Genomic DNA, 21729 nt, shown 5'->3' on the forward strand with positions numbered 1-21729 from the left:
GAATACTCAGAGTTAAGTGACGATAGCCTAGGAGATACACCTGTTCCCATGCCGAACACAGAAGTTAAGCCCTAGTACGCCTGATGTAGTTGGGGGTTGCCCCCTGTTAGATACGGTAGTCGCTTAGCCTTTATCCGCCATAGCTCAGTTGGTAGTAGCGCATGACTGTTAATCATGATGTCGTAGGTTCGAGTCCTACTGGCGGAGTATATTTTTTAAGCTAGACATTGTCTAGCTTTTTTGGTTTGTTTTCTTGTTAATTACTAATTTTTTAGGTATTATATGAATATATTTTTTATTTGAGGTATTATTATGTCAATTTTTGCATCGGCTTTTACGCCCATTTCTGTCTCTTCGGCTAAGGAGAACATTGCTTCAGCTGAAAAATTTATTTTGTTTATTGGACGTCCTTCGTGCCCGTATTGTCAGCTTTTTGAGCCTAAATTATCAAATGTTGCACGTAAGTTTGAATTTAATATTTTTTATATTAATAGTGAAAATACTGATGAACTGGGAGAGATTCAGGCTTTACGTAAACGCTATGGTATTGCGACTGTACCTGCATTGTTTGTCTCAGAAAAAGGAGCTGCGAAGGTTGTTTGTGACTCTTCGCTCTCTGAGGAAGACATTTTAGATTTTATCTCTTAAGTTATTTATTTAGAGGTTCTTATGTTTGTTTGTAAACACGAGGGTCAGTATTATGAAACAGATCGAATGGGAATTACTCATCATTCAAATCATGTTCAATGGATGGAAAAGGCCAGAACTTTTTTCTAAGGAATTTAGGATGGCCTTATGAAAAATTGAAGAGGAGGGTATTATTTCTCCTGTTATTTTTATTTCGTGTGAATACAAAGCTACAACAACTTTCGCAGATCAGGTTTCTATAGAGATTTCTGTTAAAAGTGTTAAACTTTCTAAACTTTCTTTTCTGTATAGAATGGTAAATCAAGATTGTATTCTAGTTTGTACAACTGTTTCAGAGCATAGTTTTTTGTCTAAAGAAGCTAGTTTTGTTAATCTAAAAAATGATTTCCCTGTATTCTTTGCTTTGTCAAAAGAACAATTAACTTTAGAATAAAAAAGAAAATCATTTTGATTTTCTTTTTTATTCTGCAAGAAGTTTTTGATAAATATTTAAATTTTCATCATCAAAGACGTTAAAAATAACTTTTTTAACAATTTCAGAGTGATCAATAAAGGATTTTACAGTTTTGATTGCGATCTCTGCTGCTTTTTGTTTTGGAAAATTGAAATCGCCAGTTGATATACATGGTATAGCAATTGATTCTATCTTGTTTTTTTCAGCTAGTGCTAATACTGAAAGATATGATTTAATCAAAAGATCTTCGTCAATTGGTGTTACTTGGTTTCCAATTTTTGGACCAACTGTATGGATAACAAAGGCAGAAGGGAGATTGTAGGCTGGGGTTATTTTAGCCATTCCTACTGGTTCTTCATATCCTTGTTCTAAGATGAGTTCAAAACAAGCCTGACGTAACTGGACACCTGCATATGTATGAATAGCATTATCAACACAATTATGGAGTGGTTTCATACATCCAAGTAAGGTCTTATTTGCTGCATTTACTATTGCATCGATCTCTAGTCTTGTAATATCACCTTTCCATAGATAGATTCTCTTATCTTGAGGAATAGACTGGAGAGAGTTGAGTTGTACAATTCCTCGTTCACCTTTTCTAACTTGTAGGTAAAGGTCTTGTATGGTCAAGAATTGTGTTGATGCTGCCATTGGTTTACGAGTATTAAAGAGTGCTCTTAGGAGTTTCTGCTTTTCTTCGAGCTCTTCTGGAACAATCAAATCATGTAATTCTAGATTTTCTTTTTTGAGTTCACCTATGAGATAGGTAATCATTGCATCTTTATCCATATTTACTCTCTTCTATTTTTTTAGTTTATTTATTATTATACTCTCAAGGTATTCTATGGGCAAGTGATGTTCATGATAGGCAATGACTAATATTTGATAAGAAATTCTTATGTATGTATCAAATTCTTGCAATGGCCTTTAGAATCATATAGAATAGGTCTACAAATGTTTTATAATATCTAGGAGGATAATTAAATGACAAAAGTAGTAACAGACTCTACATTTGAACAAGAAACAGCTGAAGGACTCGTCTTGATTGATTTTTGGGCTACTTGGTGTGGGCCTTGCTTGATGCAAGCACCAATTCTTGAGCAACTTTCTGAAGAGATTTCAGAAGATGAACTAAAGATTGTGAAGATTGATGTTGATGAGAATCCAGAAACAGCACAAAAATTTGGAATTATGTCTATCCCAACTTTGTTATTCAAAAAAGATGGTGAGGTTGTTAAGCAAGTTGCAGGTGTCCATACAAAAGAACAAATTAAAGCCATCGTTTCTGAGCTTAGCTAAGTAATCATGGCCATTCCATTTAGGGAGAGTTTATTTTTTTGAACGATGAGGAGAGTCAAATGTCTTATTCATTTCAAAACCCTAGTGCTGAGGTTATAGAATCTTATTTAAAATCAGCAAAGACTATCGCAATCGTTGGTCTATCTCATCGTAAGGAGGCAGCATCTTATCAAGTTGCGCATTTCCTACAAGCTGCTGGTTATCGTATCATACCAGTAAATCCTAAACTAGAAGGTCAGGAGCTTCTAGGAGAGCATGTTTATGCTTATCTTAAGGACATCCCGTTTTCAGTAGATATTGTTGATGTTTTTAGACGCAGTGAGTATTTACCAGATGTTGCTTATGATTTTCTTGAAACGAAGGACAGAATTTTTTGGAGTCAAATCGGTCTTGAAAATGAAGAGGCAGAGACTATTCTTCGTCAATCTAATAGACAGGATATTGTAATGAATCGCTGTACAAAGATAGAATATATGCGACTCTTTGTTTAATAAAATGAAAAGATGAGTGAGCTAAGCTCGCTCCTTTTTGTTATAATAGACCTATGATTAAAATTTTTGATACACATACCCATCTTAATGTGGATAATTTTGCAGGAAAAGAACAAGAAGAAGTAGATTTTGCAGCTGAACTTGGTGTTGTTAAAATGAATATTGTTGGTTTTGATAAAGCGACAATTAAGAAGTCTTTAGCACTGTCAGAGCAATACGACCAGCTATATAGTACAATCGGATGGCATCCTACAGAAGCAGGATCATATACTCAGGAAATTGAGGATATGATTGTGTCACAATTGGGAAATCCAAACGTAGTGGCACTTGGGGAGATTGGTTTGGACTATTATTGGATGGAAGATTCTAAGGAGGTTCAGATTGAGGTCTTTAAGCGTCAAATAGCCTTGTCAAAGGAATATAATTTGCCTTTCGTTGTACACACACGTGACGCAATAGAGGATACTTACGAGATTATTAAAGAAGTTGGGGTTGGTCCTTGTGGTGGGATTATGCACTCATACTCAGGGTCCCTGGAGATGGCTCAAAAATTTGTTGAGCTCGGTATGATGATTTCATTTTCAGGTGTTGTAACTTTTAAGAAGGCTTTGGATGTTCAAGAAGCTGCCCAGTACTTACCTTTAGATAAGATTTTAGTTGAAACAGATGCACCGTATCTAGCACCTGTGCCAAAACGTGGTCGTGAAAATCGTACAGGGTATACACGTTATGTGGTGGATAAGATTGCCGAGCTTCGTGGTTTAACAAGTGAAGAGATTGCAAGAGTTACTTATGACAATGCGATGAGGATTTTTGGTCTGAATGAGTAAAATAAAAATTCAAGAAGTTATCGTCGTAGAAGGCAAGGATGATACGGCAAATTTGAGACGTTTTTATGAGGTGGATACCTATGAAACTAGAGGCTCTGCTATTAATGAGGATGACTTAGAGCGTATCGATAAGCTTAATGAATTACGAGGAGTGATTGTTTTCACAGATCCAGATTATAATGGAGAACGTATTCGGAAAATCATCATGGAAGCTGTTCCGACAGCAAAGCATGCTTTTTTGAACCGTGGTGAAGCAAGTCCAAAATCTAAGACAAGAGGCCGTTCCTTGGGAGTCGAGCATGCAAATTTTGAAGATATTCAGAAGGCACTGGCTGGAGTTCTAGGTAGTTACGATGATGATAATCAGTTTGATATTCGTAAATCAGATCTCATGAAGTTAGGACTTTTGATGGGATCGGATAGCCGTAAACGTCGAGAATATTTGGGGGAAGCGCTTCGTATTGGTTATTGCAATGGAAAGCAACTATTAAAACGTTTGGAATTGTTTGGAATTACTTTAGAAGAGCTTGAAGAGGTCATGGCGAAATACTAGGATTATTAGTGCTCTTAGAAATTAAGAAGTCGCTAAAGTTGCTGCTAAATAGTTTATTTTAGCAGTCGAGATAATTAAGAATCTGATTTAATTTTGAATCAAGGCAACAAGAATCCTGATATTAAAAATAAGAAAAGAGAATAAATGAGAATTGCAGATTATAGTGTGACCAAGGCTGTTCTTGAACGTCACGGTTTTACCTTTAAGAAGTCTTTTGGACAGAACTTCTTAACAGATACAAATATTTTACAAAAGATTGTTGATACGGCAGAGATTAATAAAAATGTCAATGTTATCGAAATTGGGCCAGGTATTGGAGCATTAACTGAATTCTTGGCTGAAAATGCTTCGGAAGTTATGGCATTTGAAATTGATGAGCGATTGGTTCCGATTTTGGAAGACACTTTGCGTGATCATGATAATGTTAAAGTGATTAACGAAGACGTTCTCAAGGCAGATTTACAGACACGTGTCAAAGAATTTGAAAATCCAGATCTACCAATCAAGGTTGTAGCCAACCTGCCATACTATATTACGACACCAATTTTAATGCATTTGATTGAGAGTAAGATTCCTTTTTCAGAATTTGTTGTTATGATGCAAAAAGAAGTTGCAGATCGTATTTCTGCTGAGCCCAATACAAAGGCCTATGGTTCGTTATCCATCGCTGTGCAATATTATATGACTGCCAAGGTGGCATTCGCTGTCCCTCGTACAGTTTTTGTGCCAGCACCTAATGTTGACTCGGCTATTTTGAAGATGACACGCCGTAAGCAACCTTTAGTCGAAGTTAAAGACGAAGATTTCTTTTTCCGTGTATCAAAGGCTAGTTTTTTGCATCGTCGCAAGACGCTTTGGAATAATCTGACAAGTCATTTTGGTAAGTCTGAAGAAGTTAAAAACAAGCTTGATCAGGCTTTGGAAAATGCAGCTATAAAACCTTCTATTCGGGGAGAGGCACTGTCTATTTCGGATTTTGCACGTCTCTCAGATGCTTTGAGAGAAGCTGGTCTATAATTCAAAAATCCCACTGAATGTCAGTGGGATTTTTGCTATGCGGAGAAAGGGAGTTGAACCCTCACGCTTGAAAAAGCACATGCGCCTGAAGCATGCGTGTCTGCCATTCCACCACCTCCGCAGTGATAGTATTATTATACTGCAAGTTAGTAAAAATTCAAGGAGTCCAAAGGAATTGTGCTCCGTGCTTGTTTTGGGTCAGAAATGCTTCTAGTTTTGTGGTATAATAAGGCTATTAAACGAATGAGGAGTTCACTTGCAAGGAAGAATTATCAAAGCACTAGCAGGTTTCTATTATGTAGAGCATGATGGTGTTGTTTACCAGACGCGTGCACGAGGAAATTTTAGAAAAAAAGGGCAAACACCTTATGTTGGAGATTTTGTTGAATTTTCGGCAGAGGAAAATTCAGAGGGCTATATCCTTAAAATCGGTCAACGAATCAATAGTCTAGTGCGTCCGCCCATTGTCAATATCGATCAGGCTGTGGTTATTATGTCTGCTAAGGAACCAGATTTTAACAGTAATCTTTTGGATCGTTTTTTGGTTTTATTAGAGCATAAACATATAAAACCTGTAATCTATATTTCTAAGATGGACTTGGTTGAAGATGATTCGGAGATGAAGAGTATTCAAACACAGTATCAACGAATTGGTTTTAATTTTGTCTTTACTTTGGAAGAACTATTGCCTCTCTTGGCTGATAAAGTCACAGTCTTCATGGGGCAGACTGGTGTAGGAAAATCGACTCTGCTAAATCGTATTGCCCCGCAGTTAAATTTAGAAACAGGTGAAATTTCGGACAGTCTAGGTCGTGGTCGTCACACAACAAGGGCTGTAAGCCTTTATGATGTTCATGGTGGGAAGATTGCTGACACACCTGGGTTCTCTTCACTAGACTATGAAGTGGCTAATGCAGAAGATTTGAGTGAAGCTTTTCCAGAAATTCGTCAGGCCAGTCATGGCTGTAAGTTCCGTTCCTGTACCCACACCCATGAACCTTCTTGTGCTGTTAAAGATGAAGTGGAAAATGGTCAAATCTGGGAAGTTCGTTATGATAATTACCTTCAATTTTTAAGTGAAATTGAAAACCGTCGCGAAATATATAAAAAAACTATCAAAAGAAAGTAGGTCTCTCATGTCATATAAAATTGCTCCATCTATCCTAGCTGCTGATTACGCTAATTTTGCTTCTGAACTAGCTCGTATTGATGCATCAGGCGCAGAATATGTTCATATCGATATCATGGATGGCCAATTTGTTCCGAATATCAGTTGGGGAGCAGATGTGGTTGCTAGCATGCGTAAACATAGTAAGTTAGTTTTTGATTGTCATCTTATGGTTGTTGATCCTGAGCGTTATGTGACTGCTTACGCACAGGCTGGTGCAGATATTGTGACTATTCATGTCGAAGCTACTAAACACATTCATGGTGCCATTCAGAAGATTAAAGCTGCTGGTATGAAAGCAGGTGTTGTAATCAATCCTGGCACACCAGTTGAGGCACTTATTCCAGTACTTGCTCTAGTGGATCAAGTACTTATTATGACTGTAAACCCAGGTTTTGGTGGTCAGACCTTTATTCCAGAAATGATGTCTAAGGTAGAACAGGTCGTTGAACTTCGCCAAAAAGGTGGCTATTCATTCGATATTGAAGTTGATGGTGGTGTAGATAACAAAACCATCGCAGCATGTGCTAAGGCGGGAGCTAATGTTTTTGTAGCGGGCTCTTACCTTTTCAAAAATCATGATTTGACTGCGCAAGTTCAAACGCTCCGTGATGCTATCGATGCCTAAAATAGCTTTGTTTGTCGGTGGTGAGCTAGATTGGTTCACTACCGATTTTGATTATTTTGTTGGAGTGGATCGTGCTTGTTTGTACTTACTGGAGTTAGGGTTACCTCTTGACCTGGCTGTAGGGGATTTTGATTCGGTCTCTGAGTTAGAATTAGACGTCATTCAATCGACAGCTAAATTTTGTAAGAAAGCTTCAGCTGAGAAGAATGACACAGACACTGAGTTAGCTTTAAAATTGATTTTTCAGGCTTACCCCGAAGCTGAAGTAACCATTTTTGGTGCTTTTGGTGGTAGGATAGATCATATGTTGTCAAATGTATTTCTAGTCAGCGATCCGCAACTAGCTCCTTTTATGGATCGTATCTGCTTACGGGATAAGCAAAATAAAATTACTTATTGTTCAGAAGGCAAACATGAATTTCTTCCAGAACCTGATATGACTTATATATCCTTTTTACAGGAAGGTGATGGAGAACTGACGATTTTGGGAGCAAAATATGAATTAACCAGTAGTAATTATTTTCAAAAAAAAATCTATTCCAGCAATGAATTCGTTGATGGTCCAATTCATGTGACGGTACCAAATGGATACGTGATTATCATCCAGACTAGAGATAGGAGTTAGTATGATCTACCTGCTTACACTTTTGACTTTTTTAAGCCTAGGGTTTTTGGCTGTTCTCTACTTGAAGAATGTGGAGTTAAAAGAACAGCTTAACAAGACTCTGGAAGAAAATGCAGATAATCTTTCAGATCAAATTTCTTTTCAGTTAGAAAATTTTGCTAAAACAAATCAACTCGAAACGACAAAGCAATTGAATCAATTGCAGGTGGCACTTTATCAACAATTGACAGATATTCGCGAGGTTTTGCACCAAAACTTATCCGATAATCGAGATCGTTCTGATCAACGCCTAGAGCAAATAAACCAAAGCCTGGCGAAAGCTGTTAGGGATATGCAGGATTCCAATGAGAAACGTTTGGAACAAATGCGTCAGACAGTTGAAGAGAAACTGGAACAAACTTTACAAACACGTTTACAAGCGTCTTTTGAGACGGTTTCAAGACAGCTAGAATCTGTTAACCAAGGTTTGGGGGAAATGAAAAATGTTGCTAAGGATGTTGGGAGCCTCAACAAGGTCCTTTCAAATACAAAAACACGTGGTATTCTGGGAGAACTTCAATTAGGACAAATTATTGAAGATATACTGGCTGCTAATCAGTACGAGCGAGAATTTCCTACGGTATCAGGTTCAAGTGAACGGGTTGAATATGCAATTAAGATGCCTGGAAATCATAAAGACGAATATGTCTACCTCCCGATAGATTCTAAGTTTCCCCTAGAAGATTATTATCGTCTGGAAGATGCTTATGAATCTGGCGATAAAGAGCAGATTGAGAGTCATCGTAGGTCACTTATGACTAGTATTCGACGATTTGCCAAGGATATTAATAAGAAGTATCTTAATCCACCTGAGACTACCAATTTTGGTATATTATTTTTGCCGACGGAAGGACTTTATGCTGAGGTGGTACGACAGCCGGCCTTCTTTGACGCCCTTCGTCGCGAGGAGAATATTGTAATTGCAGGTCCATCAACATTATCTGCACTCTTGAATTCATTATCTGTAGGATTTAGAACTTTGAATATTCAAAAGAATGCGGATGATATTAGTAAAATTTTAGGCAACGTTAAACTGGAGTTCGGTAAGTTTGGAGATATGCTTGCTAAGGCTCAAAAACAATTAAATACAGCAAGTAAAACTGTCGATAGTCTGCTTAACACACGGAGCAGGGCAATTGTTAGAGCTCTTGATACCATTGAAACCTACCAAGATAGTGCGACACAAAGTTTGTTAGATTTACCACGATTAGAAAATGAGGATGAGCATGAAAATTAATCAAATGAAAAAAGATGAGTATTTTGAAGGCTTTTATCTGATTAAGCGTGCAGAAGTACGTAAGACACGAGCGGGAAAGGACTACATTGCCTTTACCTTCCAGGATGATTCTGGTGAGATTTCAGGAAATTTATGGGATGCTCAGCCTTATAATGTTGAAGAATTTACAGCTGGTAAGGTAGTCCATATGAAAGGACGCCGAGAGGTTTATAATAACACGCCTCAAGTCAATCAAATTACCTTGCGACTCCCTTTATTTGGTGAACCGAATGATCCGGCTGATTTTAAGGGAAAGCCACCGGTAAATTTATCCGAAGTGCGTGAATATCTTGAGCAGATGATTTTCAAAATAGAGGAAGCTACATGGCAACGTGTGGTCCGTGCCCTTTATCGTAAGCATAATAAGGAGTTTTTTAGTTTTCCTGCTGCTAAAACAAACCATCATGCCTTTGAAAGTGGATTAGCTTATCATACAGCGACTATGATTCGCTTGGCTGATAGTATTGGAGATATTTATCCAGAGCTAAATAAGAGTTTGCTCTTTGCAGGAATTATGCTACATGACCTAGCTAAGGTCATTGAATTAACTGGTCCTGAAAATACAGAATATACCGTTCGTGGAAACTTGATTGGTCACATAGCTTTGATTGATGAAGAAATCACCAAAGTTCTTGTCGAGCTTAATATTGATGATACACGTGAGGATGTTGTTGTTTTACGTCATGTCATTTTAAGTCACCACGGGCAATTGGAGTATGGAAGTCCAGTTCGTCCTCGTATCATGGAAGCGGAGGTTATCCATATGATTGATAATCTCGATGCTAGTATGATGATGATGACGACAGCTCTTAACTTAGTTGGACCAGGAGAGATGACTAATCGTCTATTTGCCATGGATAACCGTTCTTTCTATAAGCCAAAATGTGATTAGAAGCGAAAGTAAGTGAACATTTAATGAAAAAATGTTCGCTTTTTATTGTATTATGGTATAATAGTTAAAAAATACAGAAAATATAGGTAACCTATGAAATTAAAACGAAGTGAGCGTATGGTAGTGATTTCAAACTACCTGATTAATAATCCATATAAACTAACAAGTCTTAACACCTTTGCAGAGCGTTATGAAGCTGCTAAGTCGTCAATCTCAGAAGATGTTGCTATTATTAAAAAAGCTTTTGAAGAAAGTCAAATAGGGGAAATCGAAACAGTAACGGGTGCCTCTGGGGGTGTTATATTTACACCAACTATTTCTGATGAAGATGCAAGAAGTCTAGTTGAAAATCTTTGTGAACGCCTTGCTGAGAGTGATCGTATCTTGCCAGGTGGTTATCTCTATCTATCTGATTTATTAAGTACCCCATCGATTTTGAAAAATGTTGGTCGTATTATTGCTAGTGCTTTTAAAGGGCAAAAAATTGATGCTGTAATGACTGTTGCTACAAAAGGTGTGCCTTTGGCAAATGCAGTGGCAGATGTCTTGAATATTCCATTTGTTATTGTTCGTCGTGATCTGAAAATCACAGAAGGATCAACAGTCTCAGTAAACTACGTCAGTGGCTCAAGCAATCGTATTGAAAAAATGTTCCTTTCAAAACGCAGTTTGAAACCAAATAGTCGTGTTCTTATTGTTGATGATTTTCTTAAAGGTGGCGGCACTATTACCGGTATGATTAGTTTGCTTTCGGAATTTGATAGTGAGTTGGTGGGTGTAGCTGTATTTGCAGAGAATGCCAAAGTCGATCGAGACATTCATGAATACAAATCATTGCTCACTGTATCTGACATCGATGTAAAATCACAAAAAGTAGAAGTTGAAGTAGGTAATATTTTCGATAAATCAAAAGCTTAGAACGTAATTCCTAATTTAATATTTAGGAATTTTCTTTTTGGTAAGAATTTGTTGACAATGTTCCTTAGAATATGGTATTATATCAGATGGTACTTTTTACTTTTGGTCTCTCAAAAGTGTACAGAGACGTGCTGACATAAGTTGCAAAAGTACACACAGATATGGATTGTCACCAGTGCCATATCAACCAAAAATAAAAAACACAGGAGAATGTAGATGCCTACAATTAACCAATTGGTTCGTAAACCACGTCAATCAAAAGTTGTTAAATCTAAATCACCAGCTTTGAACGTTGGTTACAACAGCCACAAAAAAGTTCAAACTAACGTATCTTCACCACAAAAACGTGGTGTTGCAACACGTGTTGGAACAATGACACCTAAAAAACCTAACTCAGCCCTTCGTAAATTTGCTCGTGTACGTTTGAGCAACCTTATCGAAGTTACTGCTTACATCCCAGGTATCGGACACAACCTCCAAGAACACAGCGTTGTTCTTATCCGTGGTGGACGTGTAAAAGACCTTCCAGGGGTACGTTACCACATCGTCCGTGGTGCACTTGATACTGCAGGTGTAGCTGATCGTAAACAAAGCCGTTCTAAATACGGTGCTAAACGTCCTAAAGGGTAAGAAGGGAGATAAGATAAAATGAGTCGTAAAAATAGAGCGCCTAAACGCGAAGTATTGGCAGATCCATTGTACAATTCAAAAATCGTTACACGTCTTATCAACCGTGTAATGCTTGATGGTAAACGTGGTACTGCTGCAACAATCGTATACGATGCTTTCGAGCAAATCAAAGAAGCAACTGGAAACGATGCTCTTGAAGTATTCGAAACAGCTATGGACAACATCATGCCTGTACTTGAAGTACGTGCACGTCGTGTTGGTGGTTCAAACTACCAAGTCCCAGTTGAAGTTCGTCCAGAACGTCGTATAACTCTTGGTCTTCGTTGGTTGGTTAACGCATCACGTGCGCGTGGTGAACACACTATGAAAGAACGTCTTGCAAAAGAAATCATGGATGCTGCAAACAACACTGGAGCAGCAGTTAAGAAACGTGAAGATACTCACAAAATGGCTGAAGCAAACCGTGCCTTTGCACACTTCCGCTGGTAATTATAAGTTTCAAGCTGTATTACAGTTATATATTATTCATAAGCTGAGGCTTTGGAACTGTAACAGATTGAGTTTTGGTTCTGGTTCAAATTGTATAATTTATATCGTTTGAAAAACAGTTGAATATCATTGAAGAACGGGTAGGTCCTGCCTATCCGTTTTTTGACAATAATGTTATAATAAATAAGTAAACTAAAATATTTATAGGAGAATAAACCTAATGGCACGCGAATTTTCACTTGCAAAAACTCGTAATATCGGTATCATGGCCCATGTCGATGCTGGTAAAACAACTACAACAGAGCGTATCCTTTACTACACTGGTAAAATTCATAAAATCGGTGAAACTCACGAAGGTGCATCACAAATGGACTGGATGGAGCAAGAACAAGAACGTGGTATCACAATCACTTCTGCCGCTACAACAGCGCAATGGAATGGTCACCGTGTTAACATCATCGATACACCAGGACACGTGGACTTCACTATCGAAGTACAACGTTCACTCCGTGTATTGGATGGTGCCGTAACCGTTCTTGACTCACAATCAGGTGTAGAGCCTCAAACTGAAACAGTTTGGCGTCAAGCAACTGAGTATGGTGTTCCACGTATCGTATTTGCCAACAAAATGGATAAAATCGGTGCTGACTTCCTTTACTCAGTAAGCACACTTCATGATCGTCTTCAAGCAAACGCACACCCAATTCAATTACCAATCGGTGCTGAAGATGACTTCCGTGGTATCATTGACTTGATTAAAATGAAAGCTGAAATCTATACTAATGACCTAGGTACAGATATTCTTGAAGAAGATATTCCAGCTGAATACGTAGATCAAGCAAACGAATACCGTGAAAAATTGATCGAAGCAGTTGCTGAAACTGACGAAGATTTGATGATGAAATACCTTGAAGGTGAAGAAATCACTAACGATGAATTGAAAGCAGCTATTCGTCGTGCTACAATTAACGTTGAATTCTTCCCAGTTCTTTGTGGTTCAGCCTTCAAAAACAAAGGTGTTCAATTGATGCTTGATGCGGTTATTGACTACCTTCCAAGTCCACTTGATATTCCAGCCATCAAAGGTATTAACCCAGATACAGGCGAAGAAGAAACTCGTCCTGCTTCTGATGAAGCGCCATTTGCAGCTCTTGCCTTCAAGATCATGACTGACCCATTTGTAGGTCGTTTAACATTTATCCGTGTTTACTCAGGAATCCTTCAATCAGGTTCTTACGTAATGAATACTTCTAAAGGTAAACGCGAACGTATCGGACGAATCCTTCAAATGCACGCTAACAGCCGTCAAGAAATCGAACAAGTTTATGCCGGTGATATCGCTGCTGCTATCGGTTTGAAAGATACTACAACTGGTGACTCATTGACTGATGAAAAAGCTAAAGTTATTCTTGAGTCAATCGAAGTTCCAGAACCAGTTATCCAATTGATGGTTGAGCCTAAGACTAAAGCTGACCAAGATAAAATGGCTATCGGTCTTCAAAAACTTGCTGAAGAAGATCCAACATTCCGTGTTGAAACTAACCCTGAAACTGGTGAAACTGTTATCTCTGGTATGGGTGAACTTCACCTTGATGTCCTTGTTGACCGTTTGAAACGTGAACACAAGGTTGAAGCCAATGTTGGTGCCCCACAAGTATCATATCGTGAAACATTCCGTGCTGCAACACAAGCACGTGGATTCTTCAAACGCCAATCAGGTGGTAAAGGTCAATTTGGTGACGTTTGGATTGAATTTACTCCAAACGAAGAAGGTAAAGGATTCGAATTCGAAAATGCTATCGTTGGTGGTGTGGTTCCACGTGAATTCATCCCTGCAGTAGAAAAAGGATTGGAAGAATCAATGGCTAATGGTGTCCTTGCTGGATACCCAATGGTTGACATTAAAGCTAAGCTTTATGATGGTTCATACCACGATGTCGATTCATCTGAAACTGCCTTTAAGATTGCTGCATCTCTTGCACTTAAAGAAGCTGCTAAGACTGCACAACCAACTATTCTTGAGCCAATGATGCTTGTAACTATCACTGCTCCAGAAGAGAACCTTGGTGATGTTATGGGTCACGTTACTGCTCGTCGTGGACGTGTTGATGGTATGGAAGCACACGGTAATACCCAAATCGTTCGTGCCTATGTACCACTTGCTGAAATGTTCGGTTATGCAACAACACTTCGTTCTGCAACTCAAGGACGTGGTACATTCATGATGGTATTTGATCACTATGAAGATGTTCCAAAATCAGTTCAAGAAGAAATCATCAAGAAAAATTCTGGTGAAGCTTAATTAGAAGTTTTTAAGTTAAGGTGCTTATGAAAGTAAGTGCCTTTTCTATTTGCATTTTCCTGAAAAAAATTATATAATAGGTGTGTTAAAAGGTTAAATGAAAGCCCTCAAGTTAATCTTTTCACAATAGGGAGAGCTCGCTCTCAAAATTATATTTATTTGATTTTCATAAGGAGGAAATCACTAATGGTAGTTAAAGTTGGTATTAACGGTTTCGGCCGTATCGGTCGTCTTGCTTTCCGTCGTATCCAAAACGTAGAAGGTGTTGAAGTTACACGCATCAACGACCTTACTGATCCAGTTATGCTTGCACACTTGTTGAAATACGACACAACTCAAGGTCGTTTCGACGGTACTGTTGAAGTAAAAGATGGTGGATTCGAAGTTAACGGTAAATTCGTTAAAGTTTCTGCAGAACGTGATCCAGAACAAATTGACTGGGCTAACGATGGTGTAGAAATCGTTCTTGAAGCAACTGGTTTCTTTGCTAAGAAAGATGCTGCTGAAAAACACTTGCACCCTGGTGGAGCTAAGAAAGTTGTTATTACTGCTCCTGGTGGAAATGATGTTAAAACAATTGTATTTAACACTAACCACGATATCCTTGATGGTACTGAAACAGTTATCTCAGGCGCTTCATGTACTACAAACTGTTTGGCTCCAATGGCTAAAGCACTTCATGACAACTTTGGTGTTGTTGAAGGGTTGATGACTACTATCCATGCTTACACTGGTGACCAAATGATCCTTGACGGACCACACCGTGGTGGGGACCTTCGTCGTGCACGTGCTGGTGCTGCAAATATCGTTCCTAACTCAACTGGTGCTGCTAAAGCTATCGGTCTTGTAATCCCAGAATTGAACGGTAAACTTGACGGATCTGCACAACGTGTTCCAGTTCCAACTGGATCAGTTACTGAATTGGTAGCAGTTTGTGAAAAGAACGTTACTGTTGATGAAGTGAACGCAGCTATGAAAGCAGCTTCAAACGAATCATATGGATACACAGAAGATCCGATTGTATCTTCAGATATCGTAGGTATGTCTTACGGTTCATTGTTTGACGCAACTCAAACTAAAGTTCTCGACGTTGACGGTAAACAATTGGTTAAAGTTGTTTCATGGTACGACAACGAAATGTCTTACACTTCACAACTTGTACGTACTCTTGAATACTTCGCGAAAATCGCTAAATAATGGCTCTTTGTCAACTGTAGTGGGTGACGAAAAGCTAACATCTAGAGAGGACCGGGTAGGTCCTTTTTTTATGTATGTTCAGTGTGATGAAGACACGCTTCTTAAAGTTGATAAAGTTTCTAAAACCGAAGCCCAAACGTTTGATGTCTTTGATCAACTTATTAGTCGCTTCAAGTTTCGCGTTTGAATAGTCCGTTTCTAGTGCGTTTTTGATGTATTGCTTGTGTCTAAGAAAAGTCCTAAAGACAGTTTGAAAATAATGATTGACCTTGCTCCTATTTTCCTCTATCAGTTCAAAGAACTCATCTACTCTCTTCTCCTGAAAGTGAAAAAGCAAAAGCTGATAAAGTGTATAGTAGTCAGTAAGCTCTTTTGAAAAGACTAGTGTCTTCGCAACAACTTCATGTGGTGCTAAAGTTTGGCGGAAAGTCTTTGAATAAAAAGAGTTGAGAGATAGTTTAGGGCTGTCCTTTTGGAAGAGTCGCCAGTGATTTTTCAGGGCTCGATAGGGTAGTGACTTCTTATCGAACTGGTTCATAATTGCAATTCTTGTCTTTAAAAAGGCACGTCCAAGGTGATGGATGATGTGGAAACGATCAAGAACGATTTTTGCGTTTGGAAAGAGTCTGCGGGCTAGTGGTATATAAGCTCCAGACTTATCCATCGTGATAAACTGTACCTGTTATCGGACTTTCAATGGATACTTCAAAAGTAGTTTCGTATAGTAGTTTGGCGGCGATTATCAAGGATGGTTATGAGTTGGTTTGTCTCATAGTTTTGAGCCACAAAAGCCAACTCCCCTTTCTTGAACCCAAACTCATCCCAGGACATAACAGCAGGGAGTTTGTCATAATGTTCCTTGAAAGTAAACTGATCAAGCTTACGATAGACAGTGGACGTCGACACGCGAAGTCTTCTGGCAATATCAGTTAGTAACACCTTCTCAGTTAGGAGTTGTGTAACCTTTTGTCGGACCAGATTAGAGATTTGGCAGTTTTTCTCGCAGTTTTTCTCAATGATAGATGTCTCAGCCACCCTTACTCTCCTACAATTTTTACACTGGAAACGACATTTTTTCAGACGTAGTAGAGTTGGCGTTCCCGCTTGCTCGAGAAGAGGGATTTTAGAAGGCTTTTGAAAGTCGTACTTGATCATCTTTCCATGGCAATGAGGACATGATGGTGCAGGGTAATCAAGTTTTGCTTGAATCTCGATATGAGTGTCAGTTTCAAAAACAAGTGAAATCTTGATATTTTGGTCTTTGATTCCGATTAATTCTGTGTTATTCTTAATAAGTCTCATAAGTTCTTCCTAATGATGGTTTGGTTGCTTTTCATTATAGTTCTTATGGGACTTTTTGTGTACACTCAAAAAGCTCTATAATCCCTACAGTAGTTTTACCCACTACAGAAATTATAGAGCCTTTAATTTTACCTTAATGTGTTTGTTGTTGTTGTAATAATCAATATAGTCTACAATAGCTTGTTCCAATTGCTCAAGTAAGTGAAACATCTTCTCGTAACCATAAAACATCTCAGACTTAAGAATGCCAAAGAAAGACTCCATCATACCATTGTCTGGACTATTTACCTTACGTGACATGGACGGTTGAATCCCTTTATCCTCTAAAAATTGATGATAATACTGATGTTGGTATTGCCATCCCTGGTCACTATGGAGAATTGTATTTTCATAATGCTCCTCTGTGAAGGACTGGTCTAACATAGATTTCACTTGTTCTAAGTTTGGTGAAGTTGAGAGATTATAAGCGATAATTTCGCTGTTGAAACCATCTAAAACAGGCGATAAATATAATTTATGTGTGCTATTTGGAATGGCAAACTCTGTCACATCTGTGTAGCACTTTTCCATTGGGTTGGCTGCTTCAAACTGCCGTTGAATAAGGGTTATCTGCTTTCTTACCAACTTCTCCTTGGTATGAAGAATACTTGCGTTTACGACGAATTTGGGAACTTAAACCAAGGAGATTTATCAGACGTTGGACCTTCTTTTGGTTCACTACAAAACCACAATTCCTCAATTCAAGAGTTATTCGGAGATAGCCATAATTTCCTTTATACTCATAATAAATTTCTTGAATTTCGCCTTTAGTCTCTTTATCTTTGTCGTGCCCATCTAGTTGTTTCAACTGATAATAGTAAGTCGAGCGAGCTAAACGTGCTGTTTCAAGAAGTAAATCTAGTCGAAATCCTCCTGAAACCATTTCTCTAACTGTTTCTGCCTTTCTCGATGTAAGGCTTCGTCCCTTTCCTCTAACTCTTTTAACTTTTTTAGGTAGGCCACCTCGGTACGTAAGCGTTCATTCTCCTCTTGGAGTCGCTCTAGTTCTGTCATTTCTTCCCAAGTTTTCTTACGTTTACGCCCCATTTTAGGTACTCTGCCTCTTCTTTTCTCAAGAATTGTATACCCATTTTTTTATATTGTGCTATCTAGTTAGGCAACATTCCACCACTTGGAAGACAATAATCAAGACTTACACTTTTTTGTGAACGACCTTCAAGTAGCACTTTATCAATCATTTCTTGTTTTAATTCTGGTGAATCGTAACGATGCTTACCTTTCTTGATAATTTCTATTCCGTAACGTTCAATCAATCTCGTCATATATCTTAATCCAGAAGCATCCACACCAAATCGTTTTGAAAGTTGGTTGAAGGTTTGACCTTGCTTTCTCAATTCATATATTTGAACTTTATCTTCATAAGTTAGTTTCATAATAAAAACACCCCAAAAGTTAGATTTTTCTATCTAACTTTTGGGGTGCAGTTCAAGTGTTATATTAGATAAGGTTTCCCGACCACTAACTAATATACAAAAGGGGGACCCCTGATGAGACAGGATAATAATAGTTTAGGACATACTACTTGGAATTGTAAGTATCATATTGTTTTCGCCCAAAAATATAGATGTCAAATAATCTATGGGAAATACAAAGCAAGTATTGGTCAAATCTTACGGTTATTATGTGAAAGAAAAGGCGTTGAAATTCATGAAGCTGAAGCTTGCCCAGATCATATTCACATGTTGGTGAGCATACCATCAAAACTAAGTATTTCCTCATTTATGGGATATTTATAGGAAAAGAGTGTTTGTTTAAAAGTAAGAAAGAAGAGGAATAAGTGTAAGTATGAGGATTATATTTAAATCGAAATTAGCTTTTTTCTGAATTTTATTTAGGTGTTTTTTTTTTTATTGCTATTCTGACTTTCTATTTTGATTATATGATAAAAGTAGCCTACTAGCAATTAGCTAGAAATCCTTCTGATTTTGCTATCTCTTTTATGCATTTTGTGATATAATGAGAACGTATTAAAAAATTAAGGAGTCTGATCAAATGGCTAAATTGACTGTTAAAGATGTTGAGTTGAAAGGGAAAAAAGTTCTTGTTCGTGTTGACTTCAACGTACCTGTAAAAGATGGCGTGATCACTAACGACAACCGTATCACTGCTGCCCTTCCAACTATCAAGTATATCCTTGAACAAGGTGGACGTGCAATCCTCTTCTCTCACCTTGGACGTGTAAAAGAAGAAGCTGATAAAGAAGGTAAATCACTTGCTCCTGTAGCTGCTGACTTGGCTGCTAAATTGGGTCAAGATGTTAAGTTTATTCCAGGTGTTACACGTGGTGTTGAATTGGAAGCAGCTGTTAACGCTCTTGAAGATGGGCAAGTTCTCTTGGTTGAAAACACTCGTTTTGAAGATGTTGATGGCAAGAAAGAATCTAAAAATGATCCTGAACTTGGTAAATACTGGGCATCACTTGGAGATGGTATCTTCGTAAACGATGCATTCGGTACAGCTCACCGTGCACACGCATCTAACGTTGGTATCTCAGCAAACGTTGAAAAAGCTGTTGCTGGATTCCTTCTTGAAAACGAAATTGCATACATCCAAGAAGCAGTTGAAAATCCAGAACGTCCATTCGTGGCTATCCTTGGTGGTTCAAAAGTTTCAGATAAGATCGGTGTTATCGAAAACTTGCTTGAAAAAGCTGATAAAGTTCTTATCGGTGGTGGGATGACTTACACATTTTTCAAAGCGCAAGGTATCGAAATCGGTAACTCACTTGTGGAAGAAGATAAATTGGATGTAGCGAAAGCTCTTCTTGAAAAATCAAATGGTAAATTGATCTTGCCAGTTGACTCAAAAGAAGCAAACGCATTTGCTGACTACACTGAAGTGAAATATACTGAAGGTGAAGCAATAGACCCAGGTTTCCTTGGTCTTGATATCGGTCCAAAATCTATCGCTAAATTCGACGAAGCTTTGACTGGTGCTAAAACAGTTGTATGGAATGGACCTATGGGTGTATTTGAAAACCCTGACTTCCAGGCTGGTACAATCGGTGTGATGGACGCTATCGTGAAACAACCAGGTGTTAAATCAATCATCGGTGGTGGTGACTCAGCTGCTGCAGCAATCAACCTTGGATATGCAGACAAATTCTCATGGATCTCTACTGGTGGTGGTGCATCTATGGAACTCCTTGAAGGTAAAGAACTTCCAGGACTTGCAGCTTTGACTGAAAAATAATTTTTAGTAAATCAAGAACGTTCTATAGGGCGTTCTTTTGGCTCCTTGTCAACTGTAGTGGGTGACGAAAAGCTAATATCTAGAGAGGACCGGATAGGTTTTCTCTTTTTGTATGTTCAGAGTGATGAAGACACGCTTCCTAAAGTTGATGAAGTTTCTAAAACCAAAGCCCAACCGTTTGATGTCTTTAATCAACTTGTTAGTCGCTTCGAGTTTTGCGTTTGAATAGTCTGTTTCTAACACATTCTTGATGGATTTCTTGTGTCTAAGAAAAGTCCTAAAGACCGTTTGAAAGTAGTGGTTGACCTTGCTTGTGTTCTCCTCTATTAACTCAAAGAACTAATCTACTCTCTTCTCCTGAAAGTGAAAAAGTAAAAGCTGATAAAGTTTGTAGGCATTAGCGATCTCTTCTGAAAAGACCAATGTCTTCTCAATGATTCCATGTGGTACTAAAGTTTGTCTGAAGGTCTTTGAATAGAAGGAGTTGAGAGATAGCTTACGACTGTCCTTTTGAAAAAGTCGCCAGTGATTTTTTAAATCTCAATAAGGTAGTGAATTCTTATTAAACTGGTTCATAATGGCAATTCTTGTCTTTAAAAAGGCACGTCCAAGGTTCTGGATAATGTGAAATCGATCAGGAACGATTTTGGTGTTAGGAAAGAGTTTGCGAGCCAGTGGAATATAAGCTCCAGACATATCCATCGTGATAAATTGTACCTGTTGTCGGATTTCCAATGGATACTTCAAAAAGTAGTTTCGTATACAGGATAATCCAGTTTTGCTTGAACCTCGATATGAGTATTCGTTTCAAAAACAAGAGAAATAATGATGTTAGGGTCTTTAATTCCGATCAATTCTGTGGTATTCTTAATAAGTCTCATAAGTTCTTCCTAATGATGGTTTTGTCGCTCTTCATTATAGTTCTTATGGGACTTTTTGTGTATACTTAAAAAGCTCTATAATCTCTACAGTGGTTTTATCCACTACAGAAATTATAGAGCCGTTCTTTTTTTGTTGAATTGAATACTATTCAATTGTAAAATGTAAAATATTAACATTCTTTTTTATTTTTTAATTATACAGTGAAATATCCCAAAAACTAGTAAATCATGGTAAAATAAATGAATGGGATTGAAATTTGAACCAAAAAAATTTAAGTTTGGTATGCGTACACTAAAGACCGGAATAGCCGTTTTTCTTGTTTTAGGATTGTTCTCTGCTTTCGGCTGGGATGGGCTTCAGATTGGTTGTTTAACTGCTGTTTTTAGTTTGCGTGAGAACTTTGACCGTAGTGTTCAATTTGGAAAATCACGTATTTTTGCAAATACAGTTGGGGGGCTTTTATCGCTTTTATTCTATTTTGTGAATATGTGGTTTGACAATTCAGTTTGGGTGACCTTGCTATTGGTCCCTATTTTAACAATGTTAACTATTGTCATTAATGTATCCTTTAATAATGCTTCCGGAGTTATTGGAGGAGTGGCTGCGCTTCTGATTATCACTTTGTCTATCCCACCTGATAATACTTTCACCTATGTGATAGCAAGAGTATTTGAAACGTTTTGCGGAGTCTTTATTGCAATCCTTGTTAATTATGATTATGATTGGTTACTTAAACATCTAAAATAAGAATAAAAGAGTTCTCTTGAGCTCTTTTTTATGTTTTTTAAAATAAAATCCTTGAATATAAGGTAATAAGCAATACAATGTTCGGGTTTT

At 37.9% G+C, this 21729-nt stretch carries 20 protein-coding genes, 2 tRNA genes, 1 rRNA gene and 5 pseudogenes; 22 read left to right on the forward strand and 6 right to left on the reverse strand.

Features of this window, described 5'->3' with window-relative positions; genetic code table 11:
- Positions 1 to 12: 12 nt before the first annotated feature.
- From rrf to MHH90_RS01215, 4 genes and pseudogenes are all read left to right on the forward strand, one after another.
- Positions 13 to 128 (forward strand): 5S ribosomal RNA (gene rrf, locus MHH90_RS01200).
- Between the two features lie 5 nt (positions 129 to 133).
- Positions 134 to 207 (forward strand) — tRNA-Asn (locus tag MHH90_RS01205).
- Between the two features lie 105 nt (positions 208 to 312).
- Positions 313 to 648, forward strand: coding sequence for a conjugal transfer protein TraF (traF, locus tag MHH90_RS01210; RefSeq protein ID WP_011681658.1), 336 nt, complete (start codon positions 313 to 315; stop codon positions 646 to 648).
- A gap of 21 nt (positions 649 to 669) precedes the next feature.
- Positions 670 to 1081: pseudogene (locus MHH90_RS01215) on the forward strand (thioesterase family protein).
- A 27-nt stretch (positions 1082 to 1108) separates the two neighbouring features.
- Here MHH90_RS01215 and MHH90_RS01220 read toward each other — a convergent pair.
- The gene (locus MHH90_RS01220) at positions 1109 to 1891 is read right to left on the reverse strand and encodes a protein-ADP-ribose hydrolase (RefSeq protein ID WP_011226585.1); all 783 of its coding nucleotides are present in this window, start codon (positions 1889 to 1891) and stop codon (positions 1109 to 1111) included.
- A 195-nt stretch (positions 1892 to 2086) separates the two neighbouring features.
- Between MHH90_RS01220 and trxA the strand changes: the two genes are divergently transcribed.
- The 5 genes from trxA to rsmA all read left to right on the forward strand — a co-directional run bounded on the left by trxA (position 2087) and on the right by rsmA (position 5292).
- Positions 2087 to 2401 (forward strand): thioredoxin, encoded by a 315-nt coding sequence (trxA, locus tag MHH90_RS01225; protein WP_002951972.1) that lies wholly within the window; start codon positions 2087 to 2089, stop codon positions 2399 to 2401.
- 59 nt (positions 2402 to 2460) lie between these two features.
- Positions 2461 to 2892 carry a CoA-binding protein gene (locus MHH90_RS01230; protein WP_024704319.1) on the forward strand — a complete coding sequence of 144 codons (432 nt, stop codon included), beginning with the start codon at positions 2461 to 2463 and terminating at the stop codon, positions 2890 to 2892.
- 53 nt (positions 2893 to 2945) lie between these two features.
- Positions 2946 to 3722: a TatD family hydrolase gene (locus tag MHH90_RS01235; protein ID WP_002951968.1), complete on the forward strand. Its 777-nt coding sequence runs from the start codon at positions 2946 to 2948 to the stop codon at positions 3720 to 3722.
- Positions 3715 to 4275: a ribonuclease M5 gene (rnmV, locus tag MHH90_RS01240; protein ID WP_024704318.1), complete on the forward strand. Its 561-nt coding sequence runs from the start codon at positions 3715 to 3717 to the stop codon at positions 4273 to 4275. The genes MHH90_RS01235 and rnmV overlap by 8 nt, the downstream gene beginning before the upstream one ends.
- 144 nt (positions 4276 to 4419) lie before the next feature.
- Positions 4420 to 5292: a 16S rRNA (adenine(1518)-N(6)/adenine(1519)-N(6))-dimethyltransferase RsmA gene (rsmA, locus tag MHH90_RS01245; RefSeq protein WP_011227569.1), complete on the forward strand. Its 873-nt coding sequence runs from the start codon at positions 4420 to 4422 to the stop codon at positions 5290 to 5292.
- A gap of 38 nt (positions 5293 to 5330) precedes the next feature.
- Here the strand turns inward: rsmA and MHH90_RS01250 are convergent.
- Positions 5331 to 5413 (reverse strand) — tRNA-Leu (locus tag MHH90_RS01250).
- Between the two features lie 135 nt (positions 5414 to 5548).
- On the opposite strand from MHH90_RS01250, the gene rsgA reads away from it, so the two are divergent.
- From rsgA to gap, 10 genes are all read left to right on the forward strand, one after another.
- The gene (rsgA, locus tag MHH90_RS01255) at positions 5549 to 6421 is read left to right on the forward strand and encodes a ribosome small subunit-dependent GTPase A (protein ID WP_084829117.1); all 873 of its coding nucleotides are present in this window, start codon (positions 5549 to 5551) and stop codon (positions 6419 to 6421) included.
- Positions 6422 to 6428: 7 nt separating this feature from the next.
- Positions 6429 to 7088 (forward strand): ribulose-phosphate 3-epimerase, encoded by a 660-nt coding sequence (gene rpe, locus MHH90_RS01260; protein WP_084826152.1) that lies wholly within the window; start codon positions 6429 to 6431, stop codon positions 7086 to 7088.
- The gene (locus tag MHH90_RS01265) at positions 7081 to 7713 is read left to right on the forward strand and encodes a thiamine diphosphokinase (RefSeq protein WP_084826151.1); all 633 of its coding nucleotides are present in this window, start codon (positions 7081 to 7083) and stop codon (positions 7711 to 7713) included. Before rpe ends, MHH90_RS01265 begins: the two co-directional genes overlap by 8 nt.
- A gap of 1 nt (position 7714) precedes the next feature.
- Complete coding sequence (gene rmuC / locus MHH90_RS01270) at positions 7715 to 8989, forward strand: DNA recombination protein RmuC (protein ID WP_084826150.1); 1275 nt, start codon at positions 7715 to 7717, stop codon at positions 8987 to 8989.
- Positions 8979 to 9920: a 3'-5' exoribonuclease YhaM family protein gene (locus tag MHH90_RS01275; RefSeq protein WP_011681651.1), complete on the forward strand. Its 942-nt coding sequence runs from the start codon at positions 8979 to 8981 to the stop codon at positions 9918 to 9920. The genes rmuC and MHH90_RS01275 overlap by 11 nt, the downstream gene beginning before the upstream one ends.
- A 93-nt stretch (positions 9921 to 10013) precedes the next feature.
- Positions 10014 to 10838 (forward strand): pur operon repressor, encoded by an 825-nt coding sequence (purR, locus tag MHH90_RS01280; protein ID WP_011681650.1) that lies wholly within the window; start codon positions 10014 to 10016, stop codon positions 10836 to 10838.
- Positions 10839 to 11054: 216 nt separating this feature from the next.
- Positions 11055 to 11468 carry a 30S ribosomal protein S12 gene (gene rpsL, locus MHH90_RS01285; protein ID WP_002884809.1) on the forward strand — a complete coding sequence of 138 codons (414 nt, stop codon included), beginning with the start codon at positions 11055 to 11057 and terminating at the stop codon, positions 11466 to 11468.
- 18 nt (positions 11469 to 11486) lie between these two features.
- Positions 11487 to 11957 (forward strand): 30S ribosomal protein S7, encoded by a 471-nt coding sequence (rpsG, locus tag MHH90_RS01290; protein ID WP_011226575.1) that lies wholly within the window; start codon positions 11487 to 11489, stop codon positions 11955 to 11957.
- Between the two features lie 220 nt (positions 11958 to 12177).
- A complete protein-coding gene (gene fusA, locus MHH90_RS01295; RefSeq protein WP_014727708.1) occupies positions 12178 to 14259 on the forward strand; it encodes an elongation factor G in 2082 nt (693 codons plus the stop codon).
- A gap of 186 nt (positions 14260 to 14445) precedes the next feature.
- Positions 14446 to 15456, forward strand: a complete 1011-nt coding sequence (gene gap / locus MHH90_RS01300; RefSeq protein WP_071417427.1) for a type I glyceraldehyde-3-phosphate dehydrogenase — start codon at positions 14446 to 14448, stop codon at positions 15454 to 15456.
- A 41-nt stretch (positions 15457 to 15497) separates the two neighbouring features.
- On the opposite strand, the pseudogene MHH90_RS01305 reads toward gap, so the two are convergent.
- Together MHH90_RS01305 and MHH90_RS01310 are read right to left on the reverse strand one after the other, a co-directional pair.
- Positions 15498 to 16758 (reverse strand): annotated as a pseudogene (locus tag MHH90_RS01305) (ISL3 family transposase).
- Between the two features lie 111 nt (positions 16759 to 16869).
- Positions 16870 to 18191: pseudogene (locus MHH90_RS01310) on the reverse strand (IS3 family transposase).
- 114 nt (positions 18192 to 18305) lie between these two features.
- On the opposite strand from MHH90_RS01310, the pseudogene tnpA reads away from it, so the two are divergent.
- A pseudogene (gene tnpA / locus MHH90_RS01315) lies at positions 18306 to 18551 on the forward strand (IS200/IS605 family transposase); the annotation flags it as partial.
- 259 nt (positions 18552 to 18810) lie between these two features.
- Positions 18811 to 20010, forward strand: a complete 1200-nt coding sequence (locus MHH90_RS01320) for a phosphoglycerate kinase (protein WP_340725742.1) — start codon at positions 18811 to 18813, stop codon at positions 20008 to 20010.
- 79 nt (positions 20011 to 20089) lie between these two features.
- On the opposite strand, the pseudogene MHH90_RS01325 reads toward MHH90_RS01320, so the two are convergent.
- Both MHH90_RS01325 and MHH90_RS10195 read right to left on the reverse strand, forming a co-directional pair.
- Positions 20090 to 20772: pseudogene (locus tag MHH90_RS01325) on the reverse strand (transposase); the annotation flags it as partial.
- Positions 20754 to 20891, reverse strand: a complete 138-nt coding sequence (locus MHH90_RS10195) for a hypothetical protein (protein ID WP_014608460.1) — start codon at positions 20889 to 20891, stop codon at positions 20754 to 20756. The gene MHH90_RS10195 and the pseudogene MHH90_RS01325, both read right to left, overlap by 19 nt.
- Before the next feature lie 244 nt (positions 20892 to 21135).
- On the opposite strand from MHH90_RS10195, the gene MHH90_RS01330 reads away from it, so the two are divergent.
- Positions 21136 to 21639: an FUSC family protein gene (locus tag MHH90_RS01330; protein WP_011681643.1), complete on the forward strand. Its 504-nt coding sequence runs from the start codon at positions 21136 to 21138 to the stop codon at positions 21637 to 21639.
- Positions 21640 to 21729 lie beyond the last annotated feature (90 nt).

Source organism: Streptococcus sp. FSL E2-3488 (genome assembly GCF_038003585.1).
In the GTDB taxonomy this organism is placed as follows: domain Bacteria; phylum Bacillota; class Bacilli; order Lactobacillales; family Streptococcaceae; genus Streptococcus; species Streptococcus thermophilus.

Bases quoted from the DNA above. Each gene is read 5' to 3' on its own strand.
- MHH90_RS01330 (WP_011681643.1), top strand. From the start codon at position 21,136: ATGGGATTGAAATTTGAACCAAAAAAATTTAAGTTTGGTATGCGTACA.
- MHH90_RS01220 (WP_011226585.1), bottom strand. From the start codon at position 1,891: ATGGATAAAGATGCAATGATTACCTATCTCATAGGTGAACTCAAAAAA.
- MHH90_RS01230 (WP_024704319.1), top strand. From the start codon at position 2,461: ATGTCTTATTCATTTCAAAACCCTAGTGCTGAGGTTATAGAATCTTAT.
- fusA (WP_014727708.1), top strand. From the start codon at position 12,178: ATGGCACGCGAATTTTCACTTGCAAAAACTCGTAATATCGGTATCATG.
- traF (WP_011681658.1), top strand. From the start codon at position 313: ATGTCAATTTTTGCATCGGCTTTTACGCCCATTTCTGTCTCTTCGGCT.
- MHH90_RS01265 (WP_084826151.1), top strand. From the start codon at position 7,081: ATGCCTAAAATAGCTTTGTTTGTCGGTGGTGAGCTAGATTGGTTCACT.
- MHH90_RS01275 (WP_011681651.1), top strand. From the start codon at position 8,979: ATGAAAATTAATCAAATGAAAAAAGATGAGTATTTTGAAGGCTTTTAT.
- rsmA (WP_011227569.1), top strand. From the start codon at position 4,420: ATGAGAATTGCAGATTATAGTGTGACCAAGGCTGTTCTTGAACGTCAC.
- rnmV (WP_024704318.1), top strand. From the start codon at position 3,715: ATGAGTAAAATAAAAATTCAAGAAGTTATCGTCGTAGAAGGCAAGGAT.
- rpsG (WP_011226575.1), top strand. From the start codon at position 11,487: ATGAGTCGTAAAAATAGAGCGCCTAAACGCGAAGTATTGGCAGATCCA.
- rpe (WP_084826152.1), top strand. From the start codon at position 6,429: ATGTCATATAAAATTGCTCCATCTATCCTAGCTGCTGATTACGCTAAT.
- trxA (WP_002951972.1), top strand. From the start codon at position 2,087: ATGACAAAAGTAGTAACAGACTCTACATTTGAACAAGAAACAGCTGAA.
- MHH90_RS10195 (WP_014608460.1), bottom strand. From the start codon at position 20,891: ATGAGACTTATTAAGAATACCACAGAATTGATCGGAATTAAAGACCCT.
- rmuC (WP_084826150.1), top strand. From the start codon at position 7,715: ATGATCTACCTGCTTACACTTTTGACTTTTTTAAGCCTAGGGTTTTTG.
- MHH90_RS01235 (WP_002951968.1), top strand. From the start codon at position 2,946: ATGATTAAAATTTTTGATACACATACCCATCTTAATGTGGATAATTTT.
- rpsL (WP_002884809.1), top strand. From the start codon at position 11,055: ATGCCTACAATTAACCAATTGGTTCGTAAACCACGTCAATCAAAAGTT.
- gap (WP_071417427.1), top strand. From the start codon at position 14,446: ATGGTAGTTAAAGTTGGTATTAACGGTTTCGGCCGTATCGGTCGTCTT.
- purR (WP_011681650.1), top strand. From the start codon at position 10,014: ATGAAATTAAAACGAAGTGAGCGTATGGTAGTGATTTCAAACTACCTG.
- MHH90_RS01320 (WP_340725742.1), top strand. From the start codon at position 18,811: ATGGCTAAATTGACTGTTAAAGATGTTGAGTTGAAAGGGAAAAAAGTT.